8 protein-coding genes and 1 pseudogene are annotated in these 16,682 nt (G+C 34.5%); 8 read left to right on the top strand and 1 reads right to left on the bottom strand.

Annotation, left to right across the window (positions count from 1 at the left end; translation table 11 throughout):
- Window positions 1–97: 97 nt before the first annotated feature.
- The 3 genes and pseudogenes from FYC62_RS01615 (at window position 98) to FYC62_RS01625 (ending at window position 8,723) form a co-directional block, all read left to right on the top strand.
- Window positions 98–5,089, top strand: a complete 4,992-nt coding sequence (locus FYC62_RS01615; RefSeq protein ID WP_149073678.1) for a translocation/assembly module TamB — start codon at window positions 98–100, stop codon at window positions 5,087–5,089.
- A complete protein-coding gene (gene tamL, locus FYC62_RS01620) occupies window positions 5,086–7,374 on the top strand; it encodes a translocation and assembly module lipoprotein TamL (protein WP_240534781.1) in 2,289 nt (762 codons plus the stop codon). The genes FYC62_RS01615 and tamL overlap by 4 nt, the downstream gene beginning before the upstream one ends.
- A 177-nt stretch (window positions 7,375–7,551) precedes the next feature.
- A pseudogene (locus FYC62_RS01625) lies at window positions 7,552–8,723 on the top strand (ATP-binding protein).
- Window positions 8,724–8,771: 48 nt separating this feature from the next.
- On the opposite strand, the gene dnaE reads toward FYC62_RS01625, so the two are convergent.
- The gene (gene dnaE / locus FYC62_RS01635; protein ID WP_149073681.1) at window positions 8,772–13,136 is read right to left on the bottom strand and encodes a DNA polymerase III subunit alpha; all 4,365 of its coding nucleotides are present in this window, start codon (window positions 13,134–13,136) and stop codon (window positions 8,772–8,774) included.
- 260 nt (window positions 13,137–13,396) lie between these two features.
- Here dnaE and FYC62_RS01640 point away from each other — a divergent pair, with 260 nt between their 5' ends.
- The 5 genes from FYC62_RS01640 to FYC62_RS01660 all read left to right on the top strand — a co-directional run bounded on the left by FYC62_RS01640 (window position 13,397) and on the right by FYC62_RS01660 (window position 16,500).
- Window positions 13,397–13,783, top strand: a complete 387-nt coding sequence (locus FYC62_RS01640; protein WP_149073682.1) for a hypothetical protein — start codon at window positions 13,397–13,399, stop codon at window positions 13,781–13,783.
- A gap of 80 nt (window positions 13,784–13,863) precedes the next feature.
- Window positions 13,864–14,355: a hypothetical protein gene (locus FYC62_RS01645; RefSeq protein WP_149073683.1), complete on the top strand. Its 492-nt coding sequence runs from the start codon at window positions 13,864–13,866 to the stop codon at window positions 14,353–14,355.
- A gap of 234 nt (window positions 14,356–14,589) precedes the next feature.
- The gene (gene mdh, locus FYC62_RS01650) at window positions 14,590–15,516 is read left to right on the top strand and encodes a malate dehydrogenase (protein WP_149073684.1); all 927 of its coding nucleotides are present in this window, start codon (window positions 14,590–14,592) and stop codon (window positions 15,514–15,516) included.
- Window positions 15,517–15,558: 42 nt separating this feature from the next.
- Window positions 15,559–16,026 (top strand): aspartyl protease family protein, encoded by a 468-nt coding sequence (locus FYC62_RS01655; RefSeq protein ID WP_240534782.1) that lies wholly within the window; start codon window positions 15,559–15,561, stop codon window positions 16,024–16,026.
- A 57-nt stretch (window positions 16,027–16,083) separates the two neighbouring features.
- Complete coding sequence (locus tag FYC62_RS01660; RefSeq protein ID WP_149073685.1) at window positions 16,084–16,500, top strand: group III truncated hemoglobin; 417 nt, start codon at window positions 16,084–16,086, stop codon at window positions 16,498–16,500.
- Window positions 16,501–16,682 lie beyond the last annotated feature (182 nt).

A 16,682-nucleotide genomic window follows, 5' to 3' on the forward strand; every position in this document is an offset into this window, starting at 1 on the left:
AAATTAAAGATGGTGTTTTTTTCTGATAATCTTTTATAAATGCTGTAATGGCGCACAATTTGTTTATAATAGATTGAGCATAAAATTTTAATTTTTTTTGAACAAATACCTATCACTTTTTTTAAAAACAATTCTCTGGATTTTTGCCGGTATTATTACTTTATTTCTGCTTATAGTGGTTCTTATTCAAGTTCCTGCTATACAAAACGTAGTGAAAAATGAAGTAGTAAGCTATCTGGAAGGGAAAATAAAAACGCCTGTTCGTATTGCGAAGCTAGAAATTGGCTTACCTAAGAAGATTGTGCTGCGTGGTGTTTACTTTCAAAGTCAAGAGAAAGATACTTTACTAGCTGGGGATAAACTGGCTGTAGACATTAGTTTGTTTAAATTACTAGACAATAAGCTAGAAATTAATAGTATTGCTTTAGAAGGCATAACGGCTCATGTAAAAAGAAATCAAGATTCGGTTTTTAATTTTGATTATATCATTAAGGCATTTGCAGCGCAGCAGGCCAAAGAGCCAATACCGCAAGATACCAGCGCTACCATGAAATTTTCAATAGCAAAAATTAACCTCGATAAAATAAACGTAAGGTTTGATGATGCTATCACTAAAAATAAGCTTAAGGTTTACCTGCATCATTTTGATACAAAAATCAAGAAATTTGATTTAGATAGCTTAGATTTTGATATCCCAAAAATTACCCTAAACGGTTTAAATTTAAACCTAAAACAAGGCATTGTAGAAGAACTGGTAAAGAATACCCAAGAAACTGTTGAAGCGGCAGCAAACACTCCATCGTTAAAATTAAAGTTAGAAGAAATAGATTTTTCTGCCATAAAAATCAATTATAACAATGAAGGCAGCAGCTTAAAAACCTTTTTAGATTTGGGTAAACTAAACGTAGTTTTTAACAAACTTGATTTTCAAAAGCAGCTCATTAACATAGAGAAATTAGTTCTAAAGCAAACCAAAGGAAGTTTAGCCTTAGGTAAAATAAGTACTAAACCAGCTACAGATACTACAAAAAAAAGCCCTCAGCCAGGTTGGAAAGTTGGCTTGCAAGAAGTGGCTATAGCACAAGTTGATTTTAAGTTTGATGATTTTAATAGCAAGCCTTTAGAAAGAGGTATAGATTATATGCATCTTGATTTAAAAGGCCTCTTGCTAAATGCAGATGATATTTATTATAGCACCGATACCATTTCTGGTAAAATAGCAAGTTTAAAAGTTGCAGATAAAAGCGGTTTAAACATTCAGGATTTTAGAACATCGTTTTTTTACGGGCCAAGGTTTGCTTATTTAGAGGATTTATACATCAAAACACCAAAATCACTTATTAAAGATGAGATTAAAATCGCTTATCCATCTATTGCAAGTTTATCAAAGAATTTAAATGAATTGTATATAGAAGCATCGCTAAATAAAAGTAGTATCGCTTTCGCTGATGTTTTACTGTTTGCACCAGATTTAGCTCAAAATCCTCCATTTAAAGGAAACCCTAATGCTATATTAAGGGTAAATAGCACTGTAAAAGGGAGGTTAGATAATCTAAATATCCCTAAACTAGAACTTATTGGAATTGGAAGTACCAATATAGTTGCCAATGGAAGAATAAAAGGACTTCCAAACGTTGAAAAGGCATTTTTTGATCTTAATATCAGCCAATTTAGCACCAGCGCAAAAGACATCAATAGCTTTATTCCTAAAGGTACTTTACCGGCTAATATTCAAATCCCTCAACGTTTATCATTAAATGGATTTTTTAAAGGAGCCATAAATAATTTTAATACGCAGTTGTTTCTAAAAAGTAGCTTAGGAGATGCTCATGTAAAAGCTCATTATGACCAACGCTTTAAAAATAAAGAACGTTACCAAGCTACGGTAGAGGTAAAAGATTTCCATGTAGGGCAATTGATTAAAAATGATTCTATCGGCAGGATAAGTTTAAAGGCCCAAGTAAGTGGTTTGGGTTTAGATCCTAAAACGATGGTTGCCGGTGTAAAAGCACAGGTTTTAAAAGCTCAATACAATGGTTACAATTATCGGGATTTAGATGTTAAAGGAAATATTAAGGCAGGAGTATATCAGGCTACAGCCAATATGGATGATAAAAACCTTGATTTTGATTTGATAGCCAAAGGAAGTTTTAATCAGCAGTATCCAAGTTTATCTTTAAAAACCAATATAGATAGCGCCAATTTTGGAGCTTTAAATCTGTATAAAGGAAGCTTAAAATTTAGAGGTAAAATAGATGCCGATATAGCAACGCTAGACCCTGATTATTTGAATGGGAAAATATCTGTCAATAATATGCTTGTTGCAACAGAAACAGAGCGTTTTCCTTTAGATTCTATCAATATCATCTCGAAAGCCTCAGCATCTCAAAATTCTTTAGATATCAAATCTCCTTTTTTAAATGGAAGTATTAAAGGTAAATATCAGTTTACGCAACTAGCTACAGCCTTAACTAATACCATAGCTAAGTATTATGATACCAGCCAAGGTGTAGAAAAAGAGCCTGTTAAGCCTCAATATTTTGCTTATCAATTATCGGTTCAAAATCATCCGGTATTAATAGCATTTGTTGCGGGTTTAACCCGGATAGAGCCTATCCAAATAAACGGTCGCTACAATAGCGAAGGCGATACTATTTTAATGAAAGCCAATATCCCTAAGGTAATTTATGGTTCAAATATCATCACCAACGCAGTTTTAAATGTTGCGCCAAGAAATGATAGTTTGGCTTATAGCTTTATTATTGATGAAGTGAAAAGCAGTCAGTTCTTGCTTCCTTATACCGCATTAAGCGGAAATATTGCTAAAAATATCATCAATTACCGTTTGCAGGTTAAAGATATACAAGATAAAGAACGCTATTTAATTGCCGGAACCATGCAGGCCATTAAAAGCGATACCGAGTTTAAACTGGCTTTAGAAGGGTTAAAGCTTAATTACGAAAGGTGGCAGATTAATGAAAATAACCTTTTAAGTTTTGGCGAAAGTGGTATTTATGCTAATAATTTCGAGCTTCGTAACCAATCTCAATCTATTAAAATACAATCAGAAACAAGGGGTTTAAATGCACCCATGACGGTTACTTTTGATAATTTTAAAATAGAAACCTTAACCAGTATCATCGAGAAAGATTCTTTGTTAATTGGCGGAACCCTAGATGGCGAAGTTTTATTGAAAGATTTAGATCGGGATTTCTCCTTTACCTCAGATTTAGCTATTCAAAACTTCAATTTCAGGACAGATACTTTAGGAAACATCAGCCTAAAAGTTAATAACCAACAAGCCAATACTTTTGCCGCACAGGTGGCCATAACAGGGCAAGGGAATGATGTTAAATTAGATGGTCTCTACCGTACCAATAACAGTAGTTTTGATATGGATTTAGCTATAGCAAAGCTAAATCTTAAAAGTATAGAAGGTTTTACTTTTGGTAATTTAAAAGAGAGTAGCGGTTATTTAACAGGCGATTTTAAAATATCTGGTACAGCCACAGCACCAAAAGTTATTGGCGATTTACAGTTTAACAACGGAGCTTTTAGGGTAGCGCCTTTAAATTCTTATTTCCAATTGCTAAATGATAAAATATCTTTTACCCCAGAAGGTATCAATTTCAACAGATTTAGTTTATCAGACTCGGCCAATAATAAACTCACTGTAAACGGAGCAATTTATACAAGCAATTATCAGGATTATAGATTTAATGTGGATGTAAATGCCAATAATTTCAAAGCGGTTAGCTCCACAGCTAAAGATAATGAGCTTTATTATGGCGATTTATTTTTAAATACCCGATTAAGAATTCGTGGTGATTTAAATCAACCAGAGGTAGAAGGAACACTAAAAATCAATAAAGATACCAGGTTTACCATTGTTTTACCGCAATCAGACCCGGGTATAGCCGATAGGGAAGGTATTGTAGAATTTATAGACCAGGATAATCCGCAATTGGCAGAAACTTTTGCTTTGCCAGATTCGCTAAACCAAAGTGATGTTACTGGTATGGATGTTTCTATGAATATAGAGGTAGACCCAGAAGCAGAACTTACCATGATAATTGATAAAGGAAATGGCGATTTTGTAAAACTTAAAGGCGAAGCAGAGCTTACTGGAGGCATGGATCCATCGGGTAAAATAAGCCTTACCGGGAAATACGAGTTAAAAGAAGGTAGTTATGAAATGTCTTTCAATTTTATTAGAAGAGTGTTTACCATTAAAGAAGGCAGTTCTTTAGTTTGGACAGGCGAGCCGACCACCGCTAATGTAGATATCACCGCTATTTATGAAACAGAAACAGCTCCTCTAGATTTATTGGATAATCAATTAGGAGGGCAATCTGCCGCAGTACGTAATACCTACAAGCAAGAAATTCCTTTCCAAGTATTGCTCAATATGGATGGCGAGTTACTAAAGCCAGAAATTAGCTTTGATATTGTGCTTCCAGAAGGAAATTATAATGTTTCTCAAGATATCATCAGCAATTCAAGAACTCGTTTAGAGCAGTTAAGGCAGCAGCCATCAGAACTTAATAAACAGGTTTTTGCATTGTTATTGTTAAACAGATTTGTGGGCGAAAATCCTTTTGCAAGCGAAGCTGGTTCTGGCGGAGTGGAATCAATAGCCAGACAAAGCGTAAGTAAAATTTTATCAGAACAGTTGAACAACCTTGCCGGTGATTTGCTTGGTGGTGTTGAGTTAAATTTTGATTTGGAAGCAACAGATGATTATACCACCGGACAGCGAGAAAACCGTACCGATTTAAATGTAGGCCTGTCTAAAAGGTTATTAAACGATAGGCTTAAAGTTACCATTGGCAGCAATTTTGGTTTAGAAGGTCCTCAACAGGCAAACCGCCAAACCAATAATATTGCTGGTGATATTGCTGCTGATTATCAGCTTTCTAAAGACGGACGTTATCTGTTAAGAGCATATCGTAAAAATCAATACCAAATGGCTATACAGGGGCAGGTTATAGAAACTGGTTTAGGTTTTATTTTAACGATGGATTATAACCAGTTTAAAGAGATTTTTGAGAAATCTAAATCGCCACGAAGAAGAAATAATTCAAGATGATGAAGAGATATTTGATAGTTTTTATGCTTTCTTTCTTGATGTCTGCTTGCAGTAATATCAAGTATTTGCCTAAGGGCGAGCAGCTTTACGTTGGAGCAGAAGTTAACATTACAGATAAAGAAACTACCAAAAGCGAGCGTAAAAGCTTAACATCTGAGTTAGAAGGCGTTTTAAGGCCAAGGCCAAACTCGAAAATTTTAGGTTTAAGACCTAAACTATTTTTTTACAACATAGCCGGAACTCCCAAAAAACAAAAAGGTTTAAGAAACTGGCTTAAAAATAAAGTTGGCGAGCCTCCGGTATTGATGAGTCAGGTAGATTTAGATTATAACGCTTCCATTATCCAAAACCGTTTAGAAAATAAAGGATATTTTTTAGCAGAAACAACTGCTGATTCTACCGAAAGAAACCGAAAAGTAAAAGCCCAATACTCGGTGCAAACCAAAAAGCAGTATAAAATAAGGAAGGTTGTCTTTCCGCAAGATTCATCGGTAATAACCAAAGCCATTAAAGAAACAGAAGCCAATACATTTTTAAAAGCCACTGAGGCTTACGATTTGGATAAAATTAAAGCAGAGCGTGAGCGTATAGATGTTCGTTTAAAAGAAAAAGGTTTTTATTATTTCGGGCCAGATTATCTGATTGTTAAAGTAGATAGTACCGTTGGAAACCAGCAGGTAGATTTGTTTTTAGAGGTCAAGAAAGAAACTCCGGCAAACGCTAAACAGGTTTACACTATTAATGATATTTTCATCTATCCAGATTATTCTTTAAGAAAAGAGAGAAGATTAAATAGAGATTCGGCAGTTGTTTATAAAGATTTTAAGATTATTGATGATGGCGAACCACTTTTTAAACCTCAGGTTTTTGACCGTACTTTATTTTTCCATAAGGGTGATGTTTATAACCGTACAGACCATAATTTGTCGCTCAACAGGTTGGTTAATTTAGGGGTTTTTAGGTTTGTTAAAAATCAATTTAAAGAAACAGATTCTATCCAAAACGTTTTAGATGCCTATTACTATTTAACGCCTAGAGAGAAAAAATCTATCCGTTTTGAATTGTTGGGGAAAACAAATTCTGCCAACTATACTGGAACAGAGGTTAATATCAATTGGAGCAATAGAAATACTTTTAAAGGAGCAGAGCAGTTAACCATTACCGGTTTTGGAGGAGTAGAAACGCAAGTATCAGGACAAAACAAAGGCTTTAATGTTTACCGCTTTGGTGCTGATGCGAGCTTAATTTGGCCACGTTTTATTACACCTTTTAACATTAAAGGTACTAGTGCTTTTGTGCCCAAAACGAGAGCAACTTTGGGCTACGAGTTTCAAAACAGAGTAAAATTATATTCTTTAAACACTTTTAAAGGCTCTTTTGGCTATTTATGGAAAGAAGAAATTCGTAAAGAACACCAACTTAATCTTATTGATGTTACTTATGTGAATTCTTTTAATGTTTCTGATTTATATAGGCGTCAAATTGATAGTATACCTTCATTAGCAAGGGTTATAGAAAAGCAATTAATTTTTGGTCCAACTTATAGTTTTACCTTTACCAATACCACAGAAACCAATAAGACACATACTTTTTATTACAAGGGCTCTATAGATTTATCGGCAACGATTACAGGCTTAATTAAAAATGGAAATGTAAAAAGAGGTGATACAGCTACTATTTTAAATGTTCCTTACAGCGAGTTTGCTAAAACCGAGCATGATTTTAGGTATTACCTAAGGCTAAATGATAGAAATAGAATAGCTAGTAGAATCATTATCGGGGCGGGTTTGCCTTACGGAAATTCAAGCTCTTTACCTTTCATCAAGCAGTTTTTTTCTGGTGGTACAAATAGCATCAGGGCATTTAGAGCTCGCTCTTTAGGTCCGGGTACTTTCCGTTACAATGTTGATGAGGATAGCTTCTTACCAGACCAATCTGGAGATTTTAAGTTAGAGTTGAATGCAGAATATAGAGCCAAATTATTTTCTATTGTAGAAGGAGCTGCTTTTATAGATGCAGGAAATATTTGGATGGCTAATGAAGACCCCAACCGACCAGGAGCAGTTTTATCAAAAGATTTCATGAAAGAGCTAGCTGTTGGAACAGGCGTAGGTTTACGTTTTGATTTATCGTTTTTGATTTTGAGAGGAGATTTAGCGTTTCCTATCCGAAAACCTTATTTACCCGATGGCGAACGTTGGGTTTTAAACCAGATAGATTTTGGTAATAGAGAGTGGCGCAGAGAGAATTTGGTTTTTAATTTAGCTATTGGATATCCTTTTTAAGGATACTTACATATTTTTTAGACAGATTTAAAGTATAACTTTAAATCTGTCTATTATTTTATAAATGACTAGTTTATAGTTTTTTATATATTATTTTATACGTTATAAATTTTAAGTTATTTGTAATTGGATTAAAATATTTCTATATTTGGACATATTTAAAGTAACACTTTAAAAATGGCCGATTCATCAAAAGAATTTATATTAAGAGCATTAGATAGCGAGTTAAATCGATTATCAAAATTATATAGTATCATAGTGGTTACAGGTCCTCGTCAGTCTGGAAAGACTTCCTTGTGTAAGCATCAGTTTCCAAAATATCATTACATCAATCTGGAAAATCCTACCACCAGAGAGCAAGTGATGGTAGCACCAAAAGCTTTTTTAGAGGAGCATCTTGGCGGATTAATTATAGATGAAGCTCAACATATCCCAGAGTTATTTTCTTATTTGCAGGTTATTGTGGATGAAAATGAAAAGGCTAAATATGTGTTAACTGGTAGTAGTAATTTTGCTTTATTACAAGGCGTTACTCAATCATTAGCAGGTAGAGCGGCCATACTTACATTGTTGCCATTATCGCTAAATGAAATTGGCCAACATAGAAATACCAATACCAACACTTTACTCTTTAATGGAGGGTATCCAGCTGTTTGGGCTAAAGGAATTCCGGCAAACGATGTAACACAAAACTATTACAATACTTATATAGAAAGAGATGTAAGACAATTATTGAATATTAAAGATATTAATCGTTTTCAAGTTTTTATGAAGTTATGTGCAGGCAGGATAGGCTCGGAGTTTAATGCTTCTTCATTATCTAATGAGATAGGTGTGTCTGTACCTACAATACAAGAGTGGCTAAATACTTTAGAGGCCTCTTACGTGTTATTTAGGTTGCCGCCTTTCTTTAGAAACATTGGTAAAAGATTAGTTAAATCTCCTAAAGTATATTTTATGATACAGCATTAGCTTGCTTTTTGTTAGGTATAGAAAACGAGCAACATTTGGATGTTCATCCTTTACGTGGTGCTATTTTTGAAAATTTAGTGGTATTAGAGTTTATAAAAAATAGATTTAATAAAGGTAAATTACCTAACCTATATTTTTATAGAGATAAATCCCAACATGAAATTGACTTAATAGAAGAAAAAGGTTTGCAACTTCATGCTTATGAGATTAAATCGGCTAAAGCTTTTACAAGAGATTTTTTAAATAATCTTAATTATCTAAGAAAAATTGTTGGACAAGATATGGCGTCTACACGAGTGATTTATGATGGTCCTGATGATTATGAAACATCAGAGAACGGGATTATAAATTTTAGAAATATAAAGTTTGACAGTTAGTTATTAAAAATGAAGGGTCCTAAATGATCAAACCCTTCCATCTCTCTCTTAATTCAAAACATAATCTACTTCCAACTCATCAAGCTGGCTTAAAAGCTCTTTACAAATGTTTATTTGTTTGGTCTTGCTCTGCATATCAACTTTCAAACGGTCTTTTTTATCCAAAATAACAAAGCTCAATTTTTTAGAACCACTATGGTTTGATATCACTTGATTTAAATTGTGAATAAAATCATCACTTATCTCACTAATATCTACACTGATATCTATTTTGGTTGATTGCTTTTCCAGAACATCTCTTAAATCGGTAAAATCTGTATAAGATATTTTTGCTCTTTTAGATCCATCTGGGTTAGAAAAATAGCCAACATTACCTTTAATATAGAGGTAGTTGTTTACGATTAAATGGTGTTTAAATTTTAGATATTCATCTCTGTAAATGGTAAATTCATAAGCATCATCATATCCTTCCAATTTAAAAATTCCCCAGCCTCTGCCGTCTTTGGTGGTCATGTGTCTGATAGAGGTTACGATACCACCAACTTTAAATTGGAAATCGGCACCTTTTTCAATTTCGTTAAAAACGGTAAGGTTGCCGCTAGAACAATATTTGTTTAAAACCAATTTATATTCATCTAAAGGATGTCCAGAGATGTAAATACCTACCACTTCCTTTTCTTTGGCCAGTTTTTCCATGGCGCCCCATTCTTCGCAAGGAGATAAGCTAGGTTCTGCTATTTCTACATTGCTAGAGCCTCCAAATAAACTTCCTTGAGAAGAATTTTCATTCTCTTTATGCTTAGCACCATATTTAATAGCCTTTTCAAGTGGCGATGATCCATCACCATCATCATAAAAATATTGAGCTCTATGAGTATTTTCAAAACAATCAAATCCGCCTGCTAAAACCAAATTTTCAAGCGCTTTCTTGTTAGCAGCTCTTAAATCAATACGTTTGGCAAAATCAAAAATTGATTTGTATTTGCCTGTTTTACGGTTTTCTACAATGGTTTCTACTGCACCAGCTCCAACACCTTTAATGGCACCCATACCAAAACGGATGGCGTATTGGTCGTTTACGGTAAATTTGTAATAAGATTCATTAACATCAGGACCTAAAACTACCAAGCCCATACGTTTACATTCTTCCATAAAGAAAGTAACTTGCTTAATATCATTCATGTTGTTTGATAGTACAGCAGCCATATACTCGGCAGGGTAGTGGGCTTTTAAATATGCAGTTTGGTAAGCAATCCAAGCGTAGCAAGTAGAATGAGATTTGTTAAAAGCATAACTTGCAAAAGCTTCCCAATCTTTCCATATTTTTTCTAATGTTTTAGGATCATGACCTTTTTCTGCTGCTTGCTGCACAAATTTAGGTTTCATTTTATCCAAAACATCTTTTTGCTTTTTACCCATGGCCTTACGTAAAACGTCGGCTTCACCTTTGGTAAAATCTGCAAGTTTTTGCGAAAGAAGCATTACCTGCTCTTGGTATACGGTAATACCATAGGTTTCTTTTAGATACTCTTCGCAAGCATCTAAATCGTATTTTATTTCTTCCTCACCATTTTTTCTTCTGATAAAACTTGGAATATACTCTAGTGGTCCCGGTCTGTAAAGCGCATTCATGGCTATTAAATCACCAAAAACTGTAGGCTTTAGCTCTTTCATGTACTTTTGCATTCCGCTTGACTCGTACTGGAATATACCTACCGTTTCACCACGTTGGAAAAGTTCATAAGTTTTTAAATCATCAATAGGGAAAGTATCAGGGTCTAAATCTATATCCAACCTATGTTTAACCAGCTTAACGGTATCTTTGATCAGCGTAAGCGTTTTAAGACCCAAGAAGTCCATTTTTAACAGACCAGCGCTTTCTACTACCGAGTTGTCAAATTGGGTAACATATAAATCAGAGTCTTTGGCTGTAGCAACAGGAACAAAGTTGGTGATATCGCTAGGTGTAATAATAACCCCGCAAGCATGTATACCGGTATTTCTTAAAGAACCTTCTAAAACTTGTGCCTGTTTTATGGTTTCTGCACCTAAATCATCTCCGTTTGCTAGGGCAATCAATTGCTGAACGTTTTCCATCTCCTCAGAGCGTAGCGCACTCCTAAGCGCTTGCTCATCCATATTGAAAATCTTATTCAGCTTTAGATTAGGGATAAGTTTAGCAATTTTATCAGCCTCAAAAAGCGGTAAATCTAGCACACGGGCAGTATCTCTGATAGACGATTTTGCCGCCATAGTACCATAAGTGATGATTTGAGCTACTTGGCTGGCACCATATTTTTTAATAACATAATCCATTACTCTACCACGACCTTCATCATCAAAGTCGATATCAATATCGGGCATGGAAACCCTATCTGGATTTAAGAAACGCTCAAAAAGTAAATCGTAAGCAATAGGGTCTATGTTGGTGATACCTAAACAATAGGCTACTGCCGAGCCCGCCGCAGAACCCCTTCCTGGGCCTACAGAAACATCCATTTCTCTAGCTTTGGCGATAAAATCCTGAACAATTAAGAAATATCCCGGGTAACCGGTATTTTCAATGGTCTTAAGCTCAAAATCTAAACGCTCTTTAATTTCTGGAGTAATTTCCTCGTAACGTTTAGCTGCCCCTACATAAGTTAAATGAGCAAGGTATTTATTCTCACCTCTTTTACCACCATCAGCTTCGTCTTCTGGTACTAAAAACTCTTCCGGAATATCAAATTTAGGAAGCAAAACATCGCGGTAAAGCGAGTAAGTTTCTACTTTATCAATCACTTCAGAGATATTGATGATAGCTTCCGGAACATCCGAAAATAGCTTTTTCATCTCATCGGCAGCTTTGAAATAATACTCGTCATTTGGTAGGGCATAACGGAAACCTCGTCCGCGTCCTTTTGGTGTAGAAAATTTCTCGCCATCCTTAACGCACAATAAAATATCATGCGGATGGGCATCTTCTTTATTGATGTAATAGGTGTTATTGGTGGCGATAAGTTTAACCTGATGTTTTCTAGCCAAGCTTAATAAAGTTTGGTTTACCCGATTTTCATCTTCCTGATTGTGGCGCATCAGCTCGATATAAAAATCATCTCCAAAGGTTTTTTTCCACCATATTAAAGCTTCTTCGGCTTGGTTTTCGCCCATGTTTAAAACCTTACTTGGTATCTCGCCATACAGGTTTCCAGAAAGTACAATTATATCTTCTTTATACTGTTCTATAATTTGTCTATCTATCCTAGGTACATAGTAAAAACCGCTGGTATAAGCGATAGAAGACATTTTTGCTAGGTTGTGATAGCCTTTTTTATTCTTAGCCAAAAATACCACTTGGTAGCCATTGTCTTTTCTGCTTTTGTCTTTATGGTTATCGCAAACAAAAAACTCGCAACCTACAATAGGTTTTATGATGGTTTCTGTAGGTGCTTCACCATTTTCTAAGGCAGCTTTATTTTTTGCTTCAGCGGCTTTATTGTGGTTTAAAACATTACTCACAAAATGGAAAGCCCCCATCATATTGGCGTGGTCTGTTATGGCAACAGCGGGCATTTTATATTTAGCAGCTGCTTTAACCAAATCTGGTACAGATGCCGTAGATTGTAATATAGAAAATTGCGTATGGTTATGCAGATGTACGAAATCAACATCAGTTAAGCTAACAAAACTATCACTGCTAGTTTGTATCGCGTCATTTTGCTGCTGAGTACTTTTTCTAATAGCCTCTGAAGCTTCTTTTAGGTTTATATGTTTTAAACCAACAGGGCGAATAGCTTCTGGATTAGCAGTTTTAAACTGAGTTAGATAAGCCTCATCAGCCTGAAGCTCTTGTATTGTGAAAACATCTTTTCTAAGAAGTTCAAAAAAGCATCGGGTGGTAGCTTCAACATCGGCTGTAGCATTATGTGCTTCGCCAAAAGGTACTTGAAATAAATATTGATGAAGTTCTGTTAAGGTAGGGAGTTTAAACTTTCCACCTCGGCCACCGGGCAATTGTAAAAGGCTAGCGGTAACTTCTGTACAGGTATCTAAAATGGGTTTACTGTTAAGTTCTGTAGCTATTTGAAAGCGGTGGAACTCACAACCCATAATGTTTAAATCAAACTTGATGTTTTGCCCTACAATAAATTTAGCTTGTGCAATGGCCGCATTAAATTTTACTAAAACATCTGCCAAAGGTAAACCTTGTTCTGTAGCTAGTTCGGTAGAAATACCATGAACTTTCTCAGCATCGTAAGGGATATTAAAACCTTCGGGTTTAATTAAGTAATCCTCATTAGAGAGGAGGTTCCCCATATCATCATGCAATTGCCATGCAATTTGAATACACCTCGGCCAGTTATCTGTATCGGTAATAGGGGCGTCCCATCTTTTAGGTAATCCAGTGGTTTCGGTATCAAAAATTAAATACATGGTAATTATATGCTTGTGTTAATGAGGGGTTTAGTGGAAGAAGATTTTCTGTTCCACTAAGCTCAAATTTACCAAAAAAAATGTGTGATTTTGAGGTGTTGATAACTTGTTATTGTTAGCAAACATAAACGTAGTTGTGAAGTTTACTGAGTAGTCAATTTCTTAATTGGTCTAATTTTTTAATCTTAACTTCTGTTTTAAAATCAATAAGCTTGTAGCGTATGGATTTTAATTTCGTATTGTTCTTCAAAATCAATGTTATGAAAAAACTCATGCTCTTATTTATTATCATCACTGGTTTAAGTGCTTGTAGCGATAAATTAGTAGTAGAAAATGATAGCCTTATTGGTGATTGGAATTTAACTTCTATTTATGCAGATCCTGGAGATGGTAGTGGTAAATGGAACGATGTAATGATAACCGTTATACAACGTATATCTTTTAAAGCTGATGGTAAGTTTGAAAAAGAAACCATATACGGTTTTGATTATGTGAGCTATCAATTAAAAGATAAAGAAAAAATAACTTTTAAAAGCGTAAATGGAGAGGAAGTCACCATGCGTTTTACCATAGAAGGAGATGTATTAACCATAACTCCGCAATGTATTGAGGGCTGTGGTTTTAGGTTTAGGAAGATGAGAAGGTAGCTTTTTAGGCAAAAAGAACTCAAGCTTTGATTTTAGATATTATAAATAATTTTTAAATTAGTTCTACTAACCTAATTTAAATGAAATATATCTACTTATTCTTCTTTTTGAGCTTTATAGCCCATCCTGTTCTAAGTCAACAGAAAAGTATAAAAAAAGCTAAGCTAGCTGTTGTAAATGTTAACCGTGTTCCGTTCAATATTGATAGGATGAAAGATGGGGCTAATGATTTGTCGGCTGGAACTAGTGTTTATAAAGACTATATCTGTAAAGGTAAAATGAATTTTGTGTCTTTTAATTGGTATAGTTTAAAAGCTTCTTCTAATCCTTTAGCTAATTTAGCCGAGGGTAAAACTTTTTATTTCTTAAAAAAGGATACTTCAGGTAGCTATTACCAACAGATTTTTTTATGTAAAAAGTCGAAGAAAGATTTATTGCAAATCTCTAAAGCTAATCTGAAAGCTATATTAGGCGCTAAATACAACAGCCATGTTGATGCGCTTAAGAAAATATCAGTATCAGGGGTTAAAAAGATTGTGCAGCAATATAATATTGATAAAGGAAGTATTTAAAAGACGAAGATTTTGCCTTACTTCCTAGCATGTTTAACACATACATCACACAGAGCAATCCGAAGGAAGAAATTTCTAATTAGAAAATTTAGAGGTTAAACTATCATTCCAAAATAGGATTATCTCTAAATTATACACTAACATGACGATAATATGCTCATCTATTTCATAAAAGAATTGCTTTTTATTAACTTCGGGCGACATTTAAATAATTAAACATTTCAATATAAAATCATGAAAATTACGGTAGTAGGAGCAGGCGCAGTAGGTGCAACCTGTGCAGACAATATCGCTAGAAGAGAATTAGCAGAAGAGTTAATTTTATTAGACATTAAAGAAGGTTTTGCAGAAGGTAAAGCTATTGATATGATGCAAACTGCTTCATACTTGGGTTTTGACACCAAAATTAAAGGCGTTACCAATGATTATGCTGCTACTGCTGATTCTGAAGTTGTTGTTATTACTTCTGGTTTGCCACGTAAACCCGGAATGACCCGTGAAGAGTTAATTGGTACAAATGCAGGAATTGTAAAATCTGTAACAGAAAATATCCTTAAATATTCTCCTAATACCATCATCATTGTGGTTTCTAACCCAATGGATACCATGAATTATTTAACCTTAAAAACTTCTGGTTTACCAAAAGAGCGTATTTTAGGTATGGGTGGTGCTTTAGATTCTGCTCGTTTTAAATATTATTTAAGCCAAGAGTTAGGTTGCTCTCCGGCAGATTTAAACGCTGTGGTTATTGGTGGTCATGGCGATACAACCATGATTCCTTTAATTAAACATGCAACTTGGAATAGTATTCCGGTTACAAAATTCTTAAGTCAAGAACAACAAGATAAAATTGTTGCTGCTACAATGGTTGGTGGTGCTACTTTAACCAAATTAATTGGAACTTCTGCTTGGTATGCACCAGGCGCAGGAACTGCTGCAATGGTAGAATCTATCGTTCGTGATGAGAAAAAATTAATCTCCTGCGGTGTTGCTTTAAATGGCGAATACGGACAAAGTGATATTTCATTAGTTGTACCAGTAGTTTTAGGTAAAAACGGATGGGAGAAAATCTTAAATTTTGATTTATCTGAAGCAGAACAAGCAGAGTTTAATAAGAGCGCTGATGCGGTTCGTAATATGAACAATGTTTTAGAATTGTAATAAGGTTTAGCTGTAAAAAGCTAAAACAATAAATCATAAGATTTGAATAATAATCAAGCAAACAACTCTCTTTCAATTAGAGAATTTGTTATACCGCTTCAACTTATTAATCTACAAGGCGACGGCTTCCACCTTTTGGTGGAAGTTGTTGTTTACGGGCAAAATTTTAAAGCTGTTTTAGATACCGGAGCTTCTAAAAGTGCTTTTGATAAAGAAATTGTTGAATCTTTAGCTGTAGATGATATTATTCATATGCCAGACCAACACGCTATTGGTTTAGGTACTACTACCATGGAAAGGTACGTAGCTCATTTTGCGGAATTAAAAATAGGCGGCCTCATCATTAAAGATTATGAAGCGCCAGTTTTTGACTTATCAGCAGTTAAATATGCTTATGAGCAATTAAATCTGCCGCCTGTAATAGGTGTTATAGGTGGAGATATTTTAATGGATTATCACGCTAAAATTGATTACGAATCTTTAACTTTAGTATTAAAAAGAGCAAACTGATACAAATCATTTTTTCTGGTTGATATTTTGTTGATGTTTGTTTAAAATAGAAATGCTATGAAAAAAGATATTACAGCTATAGAGGACATTCAATTATTAGTAGATACCTTTTATGATAAGGCTGTTAAAGACCCACAACTAGGACATATCTTTAATGATGTTGCTAAAGTTAATTGGGAGCATCATTTACCTATCATGTATAAATTTTGGGCTTCTGTTTTATTAGGAGAAACGGGTTATACAGGCAATCCTATGGATGCGCATTTCAGACTTAATGAAAAAATACCTTTAACCCATGAAGCTTTTAATAGCTGGAAAAACATATTTATGGAAACCGTAGATGAGTTTTTTGAAGGCCCCACTGCTAATGAAGCAAAAAAGAAAGCTGTAAGTATAGCAGATTTAATGTTCTATAAAATCCATAATTATGACCAGTCTGCTGGGGTTAATATTGGTAAAGTGAGAAGAGATTAATAATAAAGTATAAAGTATAAAGTATAAAGTATAAAGTATAAAGTATAAAGTATAGCTTGTGTATTGGCTTTAAATAAAAAACCAGATGAATTTCATCTGGTTTTTTATTGCTATTTTAAAATGAATTTCCAAATAGCATTACCAAAAGTACCTCTCTTTTGGATAGCGATTTAGGGTGAGGC

The organism is Pedobacter aquae (genome assembly GCF_008195825.1).
Classification (GTDB): domain Bacteria; phylum Bacteroidota; class Bacteroidia; order Sphingobacteriales; family Sphingobacteriaceae; genus Pseudopedobacter; species Pseudopedobacter aquae.